Genomic DNA, 16,852 nt, shown 5'->3' with positions numbered 1-16,852 from the left:
TAATCAACCGATATTGCTGGCCGTTACATCCTATTCAGCCGCAAGTGCGTATCTGCCCGCATTAATTACAGCTATTCACGCTCTGAAAGACTTTTCTTATTATAGCTCGAGACTGAACGTGATAGGATTTCAGCCTCTCTGTTGAAATGAAGTCCAAATATGAGCAGCAGATTTCATAATCCTTATTCTTTATCGTTTTCGTGCTTAACCGGCGCATTTTTAGTGCGCCTACAGACGATACTTATCCTGCTTATAGTTACACTACTGGCTTCAACATCGGCTTTTGCTGCCGCGGTGAGTATAGATGTGCCGACGCGTAGTGAAGTGCTGAGCCAGTTGGATACATTGTCAAAACAAAAAATATTGTCGCCAGCTGAAAAACTATCACAACAAGATCTGACGAAGACACTGGAGTACCTTGATACTATTGAGCGTACTAAGCAGGAAGCCAGTCAGCTCAAACAGCAATTAGCGCAGGCACCTGCGAAATTACGCCAAGCGACGGAAGGGCTGGATGCACTGAAGAACAATTCAGCAGATACGTTGACGCGGGAATCCTTGGCAAACTACTCATTACGCCAGTTGGAATCACGCCTAAATGAAACATTGGATGACTTACAATCCGCGCAAGAAGATCTCTCCGCCTATAACAGCCAGCTAATTTCCCTGCAAACTCAACCAGAACGTGTGCAAAGTGCCATGTATAGCGCATCGATGCGTTTAATGCAGATTCGCAACCAGCTCAACGGATTGGCTCCGAGTCAAGCGGCTTTACGGCCGACCCAGCAGCAAGCGCTGTTGACCGAGCAAGTGATGTTAAATGCGCAGCTCGATCTACAGCGTAAGAATCTGGACGCGAATACTACCTTACAAGATTTACTGCAAAAACAACGGGATTACACAACTGCGCACATCAACCAGTTGGAGCGTTATGTCCAGCTATTGCAAGAGGTCGTGAGTGGTAAGCGGTTAATTCTCTCAGAGAAAACGGCGAAAGAAGCGCAGGTGCCCGATGATGCGACTGACATTCAAAATAATCCCTTGGTCAGCCGTGAATTGGCGATTAACAAAGAATTGAGCCAGCGGCTGATTAATGCCACGAAAGAAGGCAACACACTGGTACAACAGAATATTAGAGTCAAAAATTGGCTGGATCGTGCTCTGCAATCTGAACGTAATTTAAAGGAGCAAATCACCGTTTTACGGGGCAGTTTGCTACTTTCTCGTATTTTGTATCAGCAGCAACTCAATTTGCCTGCATCTGGTTTAATTACCAATATGGGGCCACGCATAGCGGATTTGCGTTTAGAGCAATTTGAAATTAATCAGCAGCGAGATCAGTTATTCCAAGGGGATGAATACATTCAAACCTTAATGACTGATAGTAAAGAGAAAGTCAGCCCTGATGTCGAGGATGCATTGGGGCAGATAGTCGATATCCGGCGTGAGCTCTTAGACCAGCTTAATAAGCAATTAGGTAATCAGCTGACGTTGGCTATAAATCTGCAAATTAATCAGCAGCAATTACTGAGTGTTAATGAGTCACTGCAACATACTCTGACCCAGCAAATCTTTTGGGTTAGCAGTAATAAACCGATGGATTGGTCTTGGTTGAAAGCATTGCCGGGGGCATTGAAAGCTGAGCTGAGTAATTTTCATCTCACCTTATCCTGGGATGACGTATTAGCGGGCTTAATGAAGTCACTGGTGTTTTTGATACCGATGCTGATTGTGGTTGGCGTGATCCGTTCCCGCTATCAAATCATTAATAAGCATTTGGATAGGCTGGCCGCTGATGTCGGGCAATTAAAGCACGATAGTCAAATGCACACCCCGAAGGCCATTTTGCTCACTTTACTGAAAGTGCTACCAGGGGTTTTGGTCATTGTGGGCGTGGGGTATTGGTGTTTGCGTTCAGACTTCAATCTGAGTGATTTCCTCTGGAGCTTCTTCCAACGTCTGGCCCTATTCTGGCTGGTGTTTGACCTGACATATCGCATGTTATCTCCAGGTGGCATCACCGAGCGGCATTTCATGATAGCGGCTGACCGATGTGCACATTATCGACGCCAAATGGTGCGTTTAGGTGCGGCATTACTGCCCGTTATCTTTTGGTCTGCTTTGGGGGAGAAAAGCCCGCTGAGGTTGGTAGATGATGTTATTGGCCAGATTGTCATTGTCATTGCGTTGGCACTGCTGGCCTTGTTCGTCTATCCACTCTGCCGCGATAGCTGGCGTGAGAAAGACTCTCATGCCGTACGGCTGGTCATTGTCACTGCTATTGCGGGAACACCAATCGTATTGATTGGATTAATGGTTGCCGGGTATTTCTACACAACACTGCAACTGGCTGGCCGCTGGATTGATAGCCTTTATTTGTTGTTCTTATGGAATATTGTGTATCTGACAGCCATTCGTGGGCTAGGCGTTGCAGCGCGGCGTTTGGCTTACCGCCGCGCAATTGCCCGGCGACAAAATCTGGTTAAAGAGGGTGCAGAGGGGGGCGAGCCAGTAGAAGAGCCTCCATTGGCGTTGGAGCAAATTAACCAGCAGTCATTACGTTTGACCACCATGGTTCTGTTCCTGATTTTTGCTACCTGCTTTTATGCTATTTGGGCTGATTTAATCACGGTTATCTCTTATCTGGACAGCATCTCTTTGTGGCATTACACCTCAACAGTAGCGGGCGCCAGTGTTGTCCAGGCTGTCACCTTGGGTAATATGCTCGTCGCTTTGATGGCATTAGTCGTTGCTTATATTCTGACTCGCAACTTACCTGGCTTGCTTGAAGTGGTGGTTTTATCGCGGCTACAACTACGCCAAGGAACCTCTTACGCTATCACCACCATTTTGACCTACCTGATTACTGCCGTTGGGGGAATAACTGCACTTAGCTCACTCGGGGTTTCGTGGGATAAGTTACAATGGTTGGTTGCTGCTCTGTCGGTGGGGTTAGGGTTCGGTTTACAGGAAATATTTGCCAACTTTGTCTCAGGCTTGATTATCTTATTTGAACGTCCTGTTCGTATCGGCGATACCATTACTATTGGTACCTTCTCCGGTAATGTTAACAAAATACGTATCCGTGCTACGACAATCACCGATTTTGACCGTAAAGAAGTGATTATCCCGAATAAAGCTTTTGTGACTGAGCGCCTGATTAACTGGTCTCTATCGGATACCGTAACCCGGATTATTATTAAGGTCGGTGTTGCGTATGGTTCTGATTTGGCAAAAGTAAAAGAAATTTTGCTAAAAGCCGCTCATGAAAATCCGCGGGTAATGACAGATCCCGAGCCTCATGTATTCTTCCTTAATTTTGGTGCTAGCACTCTTGACCATGAATTGCGTGTATATGTGCGCGAATTACGGGATCGTAGCTATACAGTTGATGAGTTAAATAGTGTGATTGATAAGCTATGCCGCGAGAATGATATTAATATCGCGTTTAATCAGTTGGACGTTTACTTGCATAAACCCGATGGCACTGAAATTCAAGAAGTGAGTCGACCTTTCGATAACAAAGAGTTACCCCGCGGAGCGTCTGAAACGCCTACTCTAGGGGAGAGCAAACCCGATTTGCCGGATACCAATAAACCACTGGTTTAACAGAATCTGGTGGGGAGATATTGATGAATTCAATAATCTGCTATGTAATGAATCACAACAGGGCGATACCGGTTGTATCGCCTTGATTAAATAACAGAAACAACCAAGTCAATCAGATTTCTGATTGCGCAGCTTACGCTGATAATCAAGTTGCACGATGGCAAGCGCCGCCAGTGCTGTTTCCGGCGCTATCTCATTGCATTCCAGCAAGTAGATGAGATCTACTGCCAGTTGCAGTTCTGGTGAAGCTTTTTCAACTGACATAATCTGGCCAACATTTGATTTTCAGTGAGTTAGGAAAGCCGGGCGGGGATACCATACTGCTGGTGTCCATCTGGCTTGATTTCAATCCATCTACCAATTGATTTCAAGCTGCAAACAGAGGCAAACAAGAGGGGCCAAGGAACTTATATAAGAAAAGAGTTAGAACCCTGCCACATACCGGCAACTTGAAAGTTAGTAGATACTCAACATTATAGAAAACTATTCGCAATCGAAACCCTAGCGATTCAAAAAATGTGACAAATATTCAAAAACCGTTCTCTTTCTTCTCAATGCTCCGCTCTATTTTTGTCAGCGCCTGCCGGCACCGCATTAAACGGCCCTCCAAGGCAGCAAGTTCTTTCTGTATTTTTTGCTGCTCAGTTAATAGGCTCTGTTTACCCAGTAGGCTCTCTCGGTCCTGAATCATTGTCATTATTCGGCGTTCGTAGTCTTGGTGCTCAGCCAGCTTATGGTAAGGATCCAATTTATTATATTTAGGCTCAGGATTGGATTGTCTCAATTTTTGCGTCGCTAATTCTCTTTGTAAGGCTGATATTTGTGCAACCAGTTTCTCAGCCAAAAAAGCAACTTGCTGTGTGCGATTTTCTGCAACAACCTGTTTTAATTGGGCCATGTTTTTGTGTACTTCCAGTAGGTAATCGCGAAAACGGTTACCATGATTGCTAAATAAATTCAGGTCAAAACGGGCTTGTTGAGACGGAGTATTTGCTTGTGGGCCAACCTGCGCCGATAATGCCTCTATTTGGCTCTCAAGCACCTGCAATAGCTTTTCTGTACTCATGGTGCTTCTCCTGGGTATTTTCGCCAGCTTGCCTTTGAATGGCGGGGGTTACAAGTAAAGGGGCGGCAAATATCTATTTTGCGCTAATAATGACCAGAATATTTGTTGGTGATGAGTGCATGCGTTAATGATAGAGCCACTTTAATCAATGTCATTATACCCGTTATACTTCAGGCTGCATCTGTGTTGGTTGCTTTCGTGCCGGCCTCGCCTGTGTGAGCTGCTGCTGCGTTCAAATCGGTTTCCGATGGATTTGTCGCTCAATTGCCGCCCTCCAGCAACTCGAATTATTTAGGGTAGATAAAGGGAGTATATGTCTCGTTGGTTGTTGATAGCGTTGGGTTGGCTGGCCGTGGTTTTGGCCACCTTGGGGGTGGTGCTTCCTCTTTTACCTACCACGCCTTTTTTGCTATTGGCGGCGTGGTGTTTTGCCCGTTCCTCGCCCCGCTTTCATCATTGGCTGCTTTATCGTTCATGGTTTGGTAGCTATATCCGCACCTGGCAGCAGCATCGCGCTTTACCCTCTGGCGTTAAATGGAAAGCAATATTGGTCACGTTACTCACTTTCGCCATTTCGCTTTGGTTGGTGAAAATTTGGTGGGTCAGGGCAATCTTGCTTGTGATATTAACGCTATTGTTGACATTCATGTTGCGTATGCCAGTTATTGACCTATCGCAACAAAAAAGGCACTGAGCAGCTCACATTAGTTGCATTTTAATGCCAGTTTGCATAGATTTGAGCGTTTTCGTGCGCGGGATATTCCCTCGTTGCGTCCTTAGGGTTAAGGAGGCAGTAATTTTTTCTATCGGGGAGTGATCGGTAGATAGAATGAGTGACTCAGTCGATGCCTTTTTAACATCGCCTGGCCGCGTTTTAGTATGTACAGCAGTTTTATCAGGCACAAATTATGACCGCTACTGCACCTAATACAGCACAACAGCTTAAATATATTAAAGACAGTATCAAAACTATCCCCGATTACCCAAAAAAGGGAATACTGTTCCGTGATGTGACCAGCTTGCTGGAAGATCCCTTAGCCTATGCAGCCAGCATCGAGTTGTTGACTGAGCGTTATTTGGACAAGGGCGTGACTAAAGTTGTGGGTACTGAAGCCCGTGGTTTTCTGTTTGGTGCGCCGGTTGCCTTGTCTCTTGGGGTGGGTTTTGTTCCAGTACGTAAGCCTGGTAAATTACCACGCGCCACCCTCAGCGAAAGCTATGAGTTAGAATACGGCACTGACAAACTTGAGATCCACACTGACAGTATTCAACCGGGCGATAAAGTCTTGGTTATTGACGATTTACTGGCGACCGGTGGGACTATTGAAGCGACAGTTAAGCTTATTCGTCAACTGGGCGGTGAAGTTACTGATGCCGCGTTCGTGATTAATTTACCGGACTTGGGGGGCGAAGCTCGCCTGAATCAGCAAGGGATTACTTGCTACAGTCTGGTTGATTTCGACGGCCATTAATTGTACAAAAGTATCAGCCTCATAGCTAATTATGGGGCTGTTTTACTCTCATTTCCTGTACTATTTCTCCGGTATTAATCAGCTATTCCTATTGTACTTGACTTAATTTGCACCTGTGTCATTGCACACCAGCCACCCCACGCCGTTCATCACATCAAATTTTTGTCTTAAAATATTCAGCACAGGGTACAAAGAATCGACAAGCCTATATTCACAAAATAAATTTTTGGGAATGACGATGGGTGTACTGGTACACTAAGATTTAGCCTGTCACTATTCGAATGCAGCTATTCGAAAACAGACCACCTGCTAGCGACATAAGTTAAATCGTGGTTTGTATTGGTGACTAAATTATTTTTATAAATCAATGATGAAGCATTAATGAGCTATCAGGTCCTTGCCCGTAAGTGGCGCCCCAAAACGTTTGCAGACGTCGTTGGTCAGGAACATGTTCTGACGGCGTTGGCCAACGGCCTTTCATTAGGGCGAATTCATCACGCCTATTTATTTTCTGGTACCCGCGGGGTAGGTAAGACCTCTATCGCCCGGTTGCTGGCCAAAGGACTTAATTGCGAAACGGGGATTACTGCCACCCCTTGCGGTATCTGTGCTAACTGCTTGGAAATTGAGCAAGGCCGTTTTGTTGACTTGATTGAAATTGATGCCGCTTCGCGCACCAAAGTTGAAGATACACGCGAGCTACTGGATAATGTCCAGTACGCCCCCGCCCGTGGCCGCTTCAAAGTCTATTTAATCGATGAAGTTCATATGTTGTCACGGCACAGTTTCAACGCTTTGTTGAAAACTCTTGAAGAGCCGCCTGCTCATGTGAAATTTCTGCTAGCGACGACAGACCCACAAAAGTTGCCCGTCACCATACTTTCCCGCTGTTTGCAGTTTCATCTCAAAGTCATTGATGTTGAGGTGATCCGGGCGCAGCTTGAAAAGATATTGCTAGCTGAACAAATCAGTAGTGATGCTCGAGCATTGCAATTACTGGCGCGAGCGGCTGATGGCAGTATGCGCGATGCGCTGAGTTTGACCGATCAGGCGATAGCCATGGGCGATGGTCAGGTCACGACTGCCACTGTCAGTCAAATGCTAGGTACGTTAGATGATGAACAGCCGCTGGCGATCATTGAAGCGCTGGTGAGTGCGGATGGCGCGCGGGTGATGGCTCAGCTTGAGCAAGCGGCCTCCCGTGGTGTTGACTGGGAAAATCTGTTAGTTGAAACCTTAAGTTTGCTACACCGCATTGCGATGGTGCAGCTATTGCCATCGATGCTGGATAATCATTACGCCACCATCGAACCGCGCTTACGTGAGCTGGCCCGAACGCTACCGCCGACAGATATTCAGTTGTACTACCAGACCTTGCTGGTGGGGCGAAAAGAGTTGGCATACGCCCCAGACCGCCGCATGGGGGTTGAAATGACCTTGTTGCGGGCATTGGCGTTTCACCCGAAAGCCATCATTGCCGAGCCGCAGATTGTCTCTGCCAGCCCCCCGGCTGCAATTGCTGATAGTACTTCAGTATCGCAGCATATGCAGGCAGCGCTTCACACTCAACATGCGCCGCAGCACGAGGCTCCACCATTAGGTGCAGCGGTGCAGGTCAATGCCGAGCTGCCGGATTCTACCGCGCAATTGCTTCAAGCACGCACGCAATTACTGCGCCAGTCGGGGACGACGACAGCAAAAAAGAATGAACCGGCAGCGCCAGGAAAAGCGCGGCCGGCAAACTCAACACTGGAGCGCTTAGCTTCGGTGACTGAGCGTAGCCAACAGCGGCTGGCGGCTAAATCCACAGAAGAAAAGAAACCAGCGAAGAAAGAAGCTTACCGCTGGACGGCGCAGAATCAGCCTGAGGTGGCGGTAGAGCCGGTGGCCACCCCTAAAGCCTTGCGTTCTGCGCTGGAGCATGAAAAGACGCCGGAACTGTCTGCTAAATTGGCGCAAGAGGCGATGCTGCGAGATCCATGGGCCGCAGAGATTGATAAGCTACAGATTCCTAAATTGGTGCAACAACTTGCGCTGAATGCATTTAAAGAAGAAATAGAACCGGGTAATATTTGCCTTCACTTGCGTTCTGCCCAGCGCCATTTAAACTCGCCAGCGGCCCAAAAGGCATTGGCAGATGCATTGAGCGAATTACACGGGAATGCCGTCACCCTGAGTGTTATTGAAGATGATAACCCGGCGGAGCGCACTCCGCTGGAATGGCGGCAAGCCATTTATGAAGAAAAACTGGTACAAGCACGCCAGTCAATTATTGCGGATAATAATATTCAAACACTGCGTCGCTTTTTCGACGCCGAATTGGATGAAGAAAGTATCCGACCGGTTTAATCGCTGCGATAAGTGCATGGTGCACCGACGCAGCCCCTTGCGATGAGAGATGACTATGTTTGGTAAAGGCGGTATTGGCAATTTAATGAAACAAGCCCAGCAGATGCAGGAAAAAATGCAGCAGATGCAGGAAGAAGTCGCCAAATTGGAAGTTACCGGTGAATCTGGCGCGGGCTTGGTAAAAGTGACTATCAATGGGGCGCATAACTGCCGCCGGGTTGAAATCGACCCAAGCCTGTTGGTTGAAGATGATAAAGAAATGCTGGAAGACCTGATTGCCGCTGCAATCAACGATGCTGCGCGTCGTATTGATGAAACGCAAAAAGAGAAAATGGCGTCTGTATCAAGTGGTATGCAATTGCCACCAGGCTTTAAGATGCCGTTCTGATGCAAACCAGTCCACTCCTTGAGTCATTAATGGAGGCGTTGCGCTGTTTGCCGGGGGTTGGCCCAAAATCAGCACAACGGATGGCATTCCAACTGCTACAGCGTGATCGTAGCGGTGGCATGCGTCTGGCGCAGGCTTTGACTCGTGCGATGTCCGAAATCGGCCACTGTGCTGATTGCCGGACATTCACCGAGCAAGAGCGCTGCACTATTTGCGCTAATCCGCGACGGCAACAAAATGGCCAAATCTGTGTGGTTGAAAGCCCAGCAGATATTCATGCCATCGAGCAAACCGGCCAGTTTGGCGGGCGTTATTTTGTGCTGATGGGGCATTTATCCCCCATGGATGGTATTGGCCCTGGTGATATTGGTTTGGACTTGCTGGAGAAACGGCTGGAAACTGAAACTATCAGTGAAGTCATTCTGGCGACAAATCCGACCGTCGAGGGGGATGCCACCGCCAACTATATTGGCCAGATGTGTGGCCAGTATGGGGTGCTAGCCAGCCGCATTGCACATGGTGTGCCGGTGGGGGGGGAGTTGGAAATGGTTGACGGCACCACCTTATCCCACTCGTTAGCGGGCCGTAACCCTATTAAGTACTAATTTCATTCCGCACCGCGGCTATTTAATCTGGTGGGCGATTGTTTTGTTATTGATTATCATATGAATAATTTTATTCGTGATGCTCAATAAATCGCCCCTGATTCTCAGTTTTTTTCTCCGTTATGACTTGAAACCGCTCTCTATTGGCCCCACTTAATTTTCATTGTTCGATTTTATCTACCTATCGGTAATTTGGATTGAGGTAATTAATGAGTATGAAAGGTCAAGAAACCCGTGGATTCCAGTCTGAAGTCAAACAACTTCTCCATTTGATGATTCACTCGCTCTATTCTAATAAAGAAATTTTCTTGCGCGAGCTTATCTCTAACGCCTCTGATGCCGCAGATAAACTACGTTTTCGGGCACTATCTCACCCTGAATTGTTTGAAGGTGATGGTGAGCTGCGTGTGCGGTTATCTTTTGATAAAGAAAAACGCACTTTGACCCTAAGTGATAACGGCATTGGTATGAGCCGTGATGAAGTCATTGATAATCTGGGCACTATCGCGAAATCAGGGACTAAAGCATTCCTTGAATCTATTGGTTCAGATCAAGCTAAAGACAGTCAATTAATCGGCCAGTTTGGCGTGGGCTTCTATTCTGCATTTATCGTGGCAGATAAAGTCACTGTCCGTACCCGCGCAGCCGGTGCGCCAGCAGATGCTGGGGTGTTCTGGGAGTCTCAGGGTGAGGGTGATTACACCATCGCGGATATCACCAAAGAAGATCGCGGCACAGAAATCACCTTGCACCTGCGCGAGGGTGAAGATGAATATCTGGATGACTGGCGCTTGCGCTCGGTTATCAGCAAGTATTCCGACCATATTGCACTGCCGGTAGAAATCCAAAGTAAAAATGAAGAAGACGGCACGGTCACCTGGGAAAAAATCAATAAAGCCCAAGCGCTATGGACGCGTAGCAAAGCTGAAATCACCGATGACGAATATAAAGCATTCTACAAACATATTGCTCATGACTTTACTGACCCGCTGATTTGGAGCCATAACCGCGTAGAGGGTAAACAAGAGTACACCAGCCTGCTGTACATCCCGGCGCAAGCGCCTTGGGATATGTGGAATCGTGATCACAAACACGGCTTGAAACTCTATGTGCAGCGTGTGTTTATCATGGATGATGCGGAGCAGTTTATGCCGAATTATCTGCGTTTTGTTCGTGGCCTGATTGATTCCAATGATTTACCACTGAATGTTTCGCGTGAGATCCTGCAAGACAGCCGTGTGACTCAAAACCTGCGCAGTGCATTGACAAAACGTGTGCTGCAAATGCTGGAAAAACTGGCTAAAGATGATGCTGAGCAGTATCAGCAGTTCTGGCAACAGTTCGGTATGGCGCTAAAAGAGGGGCCAGCGGAGGATGGTAGCAACAAAGATACTATTGCCAAATTGTTGCGCTTTGCTTCAACCCATACAGACAGTTCGGCGCAGACTGTCGCCTTAGAAGATTATGTCAGCCGCATGGCAGAAGGGCAGGAGAAGATTTATTACATCACTGCTGATAGCTATGCCGCCGCTAAGAATAGTCCACATCTGGAGCTGTTCCGTAAAAAAGGTATTGAAGTCTTACTGTTATCCGATCGTATCGACGAATGGATGATGAGTTACCTGACCGAGTTCGATGGCAAAGCTTTCCAATCAGTCAGCAAAGCCGATGATTCACTGAATAAACTGGCTGATGAAGAGCGTCCGGAGCAGCAAGAAGCAGATAAAGCTCTGGAGCCTTTTGTTGAGCGTGTAAAAACTTTGCTAGGTGAGCGGGTAAAAGATGTCCGTCTGACCCACCGCTTAACAGATACTCCGGCGATTGTGACGACCGATGCTGATGAAATGAGTACGCAGATGGCGAAATTGTTCGCGGCTGCGGGCCAACAGGCACCGGAAGTGAAGTACATTTTTGAATTGAACCCAGAGCACAGTTTGGTCAAACGCGCCGCTGATGTGGCAGATGATGCCCAATTTGCGCAATGGGTCGAGTTGTTGCTAGACCAAGCTCTATTCGCTGAGCGGGGAACACTTGATGACCCTAATCAGTTTATTCGCCGAATGAATCAGTTATTAACGGCATAATTGAGTGACAGAAAGCCTCTGGTAGATAACCTGCCAGAGGCTTTTCTATGTTGTTTCAGGCTATTACCTTCTATTATTCCATCGTACTCCAGATACAATCCGATTAAGCAACCTCGCACGCCTTGAGCCAACCCCCCTGAAAATGGTATGGTTGTTCGTTTTCCGCATTTTCGACTTATTTAAGTAAAAACACATAGAAAAACTACATAGCAAGGGGATTTACGCAATGCGTATCATTCTGCTGGGCGCTCCGGGCGCAGGTAAGGGTACTCAGGCTCAATTCATCATGGAGAAATACGGTATTCCGCAAATCTCTACTGGTGATATGTTGCGCGCCGCTGTAAAAGCAGGTTCTGAGTTAGGTCTGAAAGCGAAAGAAATTATGGATGCCGGCAAGCTGGTCACTGATGAGCTGGTCATCGCATTGGTTAAAGAGCGCATTACACAGGACGATTGCCGTGACGGTTTCCTGTTAGACGGGTTCCCACGTACCATTCCTCAAGCTGATGCCATGAAAGAAGCCGGTATTAAGGTTGATTATGTGCTGGAGTTTGATGTGCCGGACGAGCTAATTGTTGAGCGCATTGTCGGCCGCCGGGTACATGCGGCTTCAGGCCGTGTTTACCACGTAAAATTCAACCCGCCTAAAGTCGAAGATAAAGATGATATGACCGGCGAAGAACTGACTATCCGTAAAGATGATCAGGAAGCCACAGTACGTAAACGTTTGGTCGAATATCATCAACAAACTGCACCCTTGGTTTCTTATTATCGTAAAGAAGCTGATGCAGGCAATACCCAATATTTTAAACTGGACGGAACCCGTAAAGTAGCAGAAGTCAGTGCAGAACTGGCGACTATTCTCGGTTAATTCTGGATGGTAAGATAGTCGAGGCGGCCTAAGGTCGCCTTTATTATTTTACGGATACCGTTGCAAGTGCATTGGTGAGTTTGAATAAACGGTGCAATACACAATAAGGACTTCTGCATGATGCAAAGTAAGCCTGGCGTACTGATGGTTAATCTGGGGACACCGGATGCTCCTACACCGCAAGCTGTCAAACGTTATCTGGCCGAGTTCCTGAGTGATAACCGGGTGGTTGATACGTCGCGATTGCTTTGGTGGCCATTATTGCGCAGTGTTATTCTACCGATTCGGTCACCGCGCGTGGCCAAGCTATACCAATCTGTCTGGATGGACGAAGGTTCGCCTTTGTTGGTCTACAGCCGGCGGCAGCAAAAAGCATTAGCGGCACGCATGCCCGATATTCCCGTTGAATTAGGCATGAGCTATGGTTCGCCAAATCTACCTGATGCCATTGATAAATTACTCGCGCAAGGTGTCACCAAGCTGGTGATATTACCGCTCTACCCGCAATACTCTTGCTCAACAAGTGCAGCAGTTTGGGATGCGGTGGCGCGGATTTTAAAAGGCTATCGCCGTTTGCCATCGATTGCTTTTATCCGTGATTATGCTGAGCATCCTGCTTATATTTCTGCATTGCAGCAAAGTGTCGAACGCACTTTTGTGCAATATGGAAAACCAGACCGATTACTGTTGTCTTTTCATGGTATTCCTAAGCGCTATGCTCAATTAGGGGATGATTATCCTCAGCGCTGTGAAGATACCTATCATGCTTTACGGGCGGAATTAACGTTACCGACAGAGCAAATTATGATGACATATCAGTCCCGCTTTGGCCGCGAGCCTTGGCTAACGCCCTATACAGACGAAACATTAAAAAATTTACCCTCCCAAGGTGTTAAGCATGTTCAACTCATTTGCCCCGGTTTCTCTGCTGATTGTCTAGAAACACTAGAAGAGATCAAAGAGCAAAATAGAGAAATTTTCTTACATGCTGGTGGTGAAAAATTTGAATATATTCCGGCGTTGAACGATGATGAAATTCATATTGATCTTTTAGAGCAGTTGGTGAAACAAGAGATTGGTTCATTATCCTAGTATTCGTGATTTTTATCTGACTGTTTTTTATAATTAATTTTTAAGTTGAGTACAGTATAGAATCTGAAAACAGTGCATTGGTAGCTGTAAGCCAAGGGCGGTAGCGTGTCTTGATTTTAGCTATATTTTGGTTGTTACCACACAAAATAGATTTATCTATGGGGATAATGAGCTAATTAATACACTCAGAACTCATGAAATATATAATTTAATCCAATAGCTGGAAATTTAAATGTCAGTGTTACGAAGAAATATTTTTTCTTTACTGCTATTGCAGGGTAGTAACTATATTATTCCTCTTTTAACATTACCCTACTTAACTCGTGTTTTAGGAGTCGAAGGGTTTGGGGTCTATAGTCTTACACTTTCATTAGCCCAATATTTTGTTATTTTAATTGATTTTGGCTTTAATTTATCAGCATCAAAGAAAATAGCTGAACATCAAGATAATCCAGAATATATATCTAAGGTTTTCTTTGAAACACTGTTTTCAAAATCTATATTATGCTTAATCTCAATTTTAATTGTTATTTTACTTCTTGCGACTAATTCACATGCTGTTATTCAACGTGAATTGATTTATACAGTACTTATGTTAATAGGTACGACATTAATGCCAATATGGTTTTTCCAAGGAATAGAAAAACTGTCTGTTGTAACAAATCTAATGATAGTGGCAAAACTATCGATGCTGCCGCTATTCTTTATATTTGTACACAGTGATGCTGATGTTAAATATGCAGTGATGATCCAATCATCAATGAACTTACTGGCTGGTATTATAGCTATAATATATATATATCGAAAAAAACTAGTCAGGACAGTCAAGTTCTCCAGTCTAAGAGTCTCACATACCCTAAAAGACTCATTCCCAATATTCTGTGCAACACTTTCCATTAGTCTTTATACCATGAGCACTACAATTATCATTGGTATATTCAGTAATGTCTATGAGGTAAGTATATTCACAGCGGCAGATAGAGTAAAAGGTGCTATTCTGGGGGTCTTTCTCGTCTTAGGAAATGCATTTTATCCGAGAATAAACTCCTTATTAGTCAGTAAAAAAAATGAAGCTTATGCACTCATTAGAAAGATTTTTTATTGGCAAGGGGCTCTATGCATCGTTATAACTATATTTGTGATTATTTTTTCTAAATTAATTACCAGGATTATGTTTGGCCATGAGTATTCAGAGGTATCTAGGTTACTGATTTTATTCTCTCCTGTTTATTTATTAGTGATTCAATCAACTGTTCTTGGTAATTATATTTTACTCCCACATGGACATAAAGCCTCTTATACTATTTTACCCATGATTTCTGCCGTAATTCATATACCTCTCTGCGCATATCTTGCATCTAAATATGGTGCAGTGGGTGGGGTGGTTTCAATTATTACTATTGAGGCATTATCCTTTATATGCTTGGCTATCATTCTTAAGAGAAAGAAACTACTATTTGAAATTCTTGCGAGAAATAAAAATGGATAATAAAAAATTACTCTCACTGATTATACCCGTATATAATGCTGATAAATATCTTGATTCGTGTTTAGCTTCAGTGTTTTCACAATGGGATAATACCTTAGAAGTCATCATTATTAATGATGGTTCAACTGACAACTCAGCAGATATTATAAAAAAATACAGTGAAAATTTTGAGTTTGTTTATATAGCACAAGAAAATGCGGGTATCTCTGTTGTTAGAAATAAAGGAATATCGACCTCTAGTGGAAGATATATTACTTTCTTAGATGCTGATGATTTGTGGTGTGATGATATTTATCACACTATCAAGGAAGTTATTCGAGCTAATTCATCTGATGGCTTGATTTTTAATTACAGCGAAATTATAGACGATAAAGAAAAAGCATTTAAGTTAATAAAAGAAAATAAATTAACTGTCGATAATCTTGATTCTGTAAAATTGAGAATAGCAGAGAGTGAAATGTTTTATGTATGGCGTTGTATCTTCAATAGAGATATTTTTAATGGGATTAATTTTGATATTGGCCGACGATTTGAAGACCAATTACTCCTTCCTATATTAATTAATAAATGTAAATCAATATTTGAATGCAAAGATTTAATTGTACAATATAGACAAGTATCGAGCAGTATTACTAAAAATATATATATATCCGACCTTGATGATAGTGAGTTCGGGTTAGTCAGGTTTACAGATCAATACTTAAAAAATAATAGTAAATATTGGGCGGTGGTTTTAGCGAGCGTATTTTTGTCTCATGTTTCAAAATGCGCCAGAATCTATCATATTAATAAATCCCGAGCCTTAGAAAGTTACAATAAAGCTTATGAAATTGTTCCATTAAAAGCCATTCTTCATTCGGGGAAACTAAAGTCTATTTTATATTACATATTTAAATATAAATTATTTTTTAGATTGGTTTCATCTGTTGAACATGAGGTGAAAAATAAATGACTGCAGTCACTATATTTACACCTACATTCAATAGAGCACATCTATTAAAACGTTGCTATCTTTCTATTCTAGAACAAAATAGAGATGATATAGAGTGGTTAATAGTTGATGATGGCTCCACAGATAATACGCGTGATGTGGTTAGAGAATTTCAAAATGAAAAAAGAATAAAAATAAACTATATCTATCAAAGTAATAATGGGAAGCAAGCCGCATGGAATGCAGCGCTAGAGAATGCGCACGGAGAATATTTTATCGGGTTGGATTCTGATGACGCCCTTGTGACTGACTCTATCAGTAAATTACTGACAATGAGTACAGTATTTGACGATAATGAAATTATAGGCATCAGGGCAATATCGATAAATTCAGAGACATTACAGCCTAATAACTGCTATTTATCTAATGGGGATAAAAAAAATTCATGGTTTGATGAATTTTCCTCCGGAATTCGCGGTGAGCGAATCGACTTTTTTAAAACAGAATTAATCAAAAATTATTTATATCCTGTCAAACCTGGTATCAATTTTATTCCGGAAATTTGGTTTTATAGTAATGTGGCTAAAAAATATAGTTTTTATTATAGCTCAATTCCAGTGCGTATTTTTTTTGATGATGAAAAAAATAATAGGCTAAGTAAATCGTCGATAAAAAAACATGCTGCAGGGCATTATATTTCTCGTAAAGCTTTATTAGAAAATGTACCGCTAAAGTTGTGGCTATCCCGTCCATTAGATTTTATAAAATCTGTTTTAAGAATTAATCAGGCTTTAGCTATGATGGATAGTAAGTATATTGACCAGACTAAATCTTCTATTTTGGTTAAAATTGTTACTTTACCTGGTGCAATAATTAATAAAATTAAAAGGCAATAA

General features: G+C 44.0%; 14 protein-coding genes and 1 other annotated feature. Of the genes, 12 read left to right on the top strand and 2 right to left on the bottom strand.

Annotation, left to right across the window (positions count from 1 at the left end; all coding sequences use genetic code 11):
* The first annotated feature begins 159 nt into the window (after nt 1-159).
* Nucleotides 160-3,609, top strand: a complete 3,450-nt coding sequence (mscK, locus tag D5F51_RS13550; protein ID WP_162301742.1) for a mechanosensitive channel MscK — start codon at nt 160-162, stop codon at nt 3,607-3,609.
* 108 nt (nt 3,610-3,717) lie between these two features.
* Here the strand turns inward: mscK and rsmS are convergent, their stop codons facing one another.
* Together rsmS and priC are read right to left on the bottom strand one after the other, a co-directional pair.
* The gene (rsmS, locus tag D5F51_RS13545; RefSeq protein WP_087769095.1) at nt 3,718-3,873 is read right to left on the bottom strand and encodes a pleiotropic regulatory protein RsmS; all 156 of its coding nucleotides are present in this window, start codon (nt 3,871-3,873) and stop codon (nt 3,718-3,720) included.
* A 265-nt stretch (nt 3,874-4,138) separates the two neighbouring features.
* Nucleotides 4,139-4,675: a primosomal replication protein PriC gene (gene priC, locus D5F51_RS13540; protein ID WP_129197309.1), complete on the bottom strand. Its 537-nt coding sequence runs from the start codon at nt 4,673-4,675 to the stop codon at nt 4,139-4,141.
* Between the two features lie 313 nt (nt 4,676-4,988).
* Between priC and D5F51_RS13535 the strand changes: the two genes are divergently transcribed.
* The 11 genes from D5F51_RS13535 (at nt 4,989) to D5F51_RS13485 (ending at nt 16,852) form a co-directional block, all read left to right on the top strand.
* The gene (locus tag D5F51_RS13535) at nt 4,989-5,369 is read left to right on the top strand and encodes a DUF454 family protein (RefSeq protein WP_025377452.1); all 381 of its coding nucleotides are present in this window, start codon (nt 4,989-4,991) and stop codon (nt 5,367-5,369) included.
* 214 nt (nt 5,370-5,583) lie between these two features.
* Nucleotides 5,584-6,147 carry an adenine phosphoribosyltransferase gene (apt, locus tag D5F51_RS13530; RefSeq protein ID WP_025377453.1) on the top strand — a complete coding sequence of 188 codons (564 nt, stop codon included), beginning with the start codon at nt 5,584-5,586 and terminating at the stop codon, nt 6,145-6,147.
* A gap of 381 nt (nt 6,148-6,528) precedes the next feature.
* The gene (gene dnaX / locus D5F51_RS13525) at nt 6,529-8,496 is read left to right on the top strand and encodes a DNA polymerase III subunit gamma/tau (RefSeq protein ID WP_129197307.1); all 1,968 of its coding nucleotides are present in this window, start codon (nt 6,529-6,531) and stop codon (nt 8,494-8,496) included.
* Nucleotides 7,826-7,890, top strand: a sequence feature (DnaX frameshifting element). (Overlaps the previous gene by 65 nt.)
* 55 nt (nt 8,497-8,551) lie before the next feature.
* Nucleotides 8,552-8,884 (top strand): YbaB/EbfC family nucleoid-associated protein, encoded by a 333-nt coding sequence (locus tag D5F51_RS13520; RefSeq protein WP_025377455.1) that lies wholly within the window; start codon nt 8,552-8,554, stop codon nt 8,882-8,884.
* Nucleotides 8,884-9,489 carry a recombination mediator RecR gene (gene recR / locus D5F51_RS13515; RefSeq protein ID WP_087769096.1) on the top strand — a complete coding sequence of 202 codons (606 nt, stop codon included), beginning with the start codon at nt 8,884-8,886 and terminating at the stop codon, nt 9,487-9,489. The genes D5F51_RS13520 and recR overlap by 1 nt, the downstream gene beginning before the upstream one ends.
* A gap of 215 nt (nt 9,490-9,704) precedes the next feature.
* Nucleotides 9,705-11,573 carry a molecular chaperone HtpG gene (gene htpG, locus D5F51_RS13510; RefSeq protein WP_162301846.1) on the top strand — a complete coding sequence of 623 codons (1,869 nt, stop codon included), beginning with the start codon at nt 9,705-9,707 and terminating at the stop codon, nt 11,571-11,573.
* A 226-nt stretch (nt 11,574-11,799) separates the two neighbouring features.
* Nucleotides 11,800-12,444 carry an adenylate kinase gene (gene adk, locus D5F51_RS13505; RefSeq protein WP_025377457.1) on the top strand — a complete coding sequence of 215 codons (645 nt, stop codon included), beginning with the start codon at nt 11,800-11,802 and terminating at the stop codon, nt 12,442-12,444.
* A gap of 117 nt (nt 12,445-12,561) precedes the next feature.
* The gene (gene hemH / locus D5F51_RS13500; protein WP_129197305.1) at nt 12,562-13,536 is read left to right on the top strand and encodes a ferrochelatase; all 975 of its coding nucleotides are present in this window, start codon (nt 12,562-12,564) and stop codon (nt 13,534-13,536) included.
* A gap of 232 nt (nt 13,537-13,768) precedes the next feature.
* The gene (locus D5F51_RS13495; RefSeq protein ID WP_129197303.1) at nt 13,769-15,025 is read left to right on the top strand and encodes an oligosaccharide flippase family protein; all 1,257 of its coding nucleotides are present in this window, start codon (nt 13,769-13,771) and stop codon (nt 15,023-15,025) included.
* Nucleotides 15,018-15,977, top strand: coding sequence for a glycosyltransferase (locus D5F51_RS13490; RefSeq protein ID WP_129197301.1), 960 nt, complete (start codon nt 15,018-15,020; stop codon nt 15,975-15,977). Before D5F51_RS13495 ends, D5F51_RS13490 begins: the two co-directional genes overlap by 8 nt.
* A complete protein-coding gene (locus tag D5F51_RS13485; RefSeq protein WP_129197299.1) occupies nt 15,974-16,852 on the top strand; it encodes a glycosyltransferase family 2 protein in 879 nt (292 codons plus the stop codon). Before D5F51_RS13490 ends, D5F51_RS13485 begins: the two co-directional genes overlap by 4 nt.

It is taken from the genome of Yersinia hibernica (assembly GCF_004124235.1).
GTDB lineage: Bacteria > Pseudomonadota > Gammaproteobacteria > Enterobacterales > Enterobacteriaceae > Yersinia > Yersinia hibernica.
The sequence above is the reverse complement of the archived record's forward strand: the minus strand, read 5'-3'. Positions and strand labels throughout refer to the sequence as shown.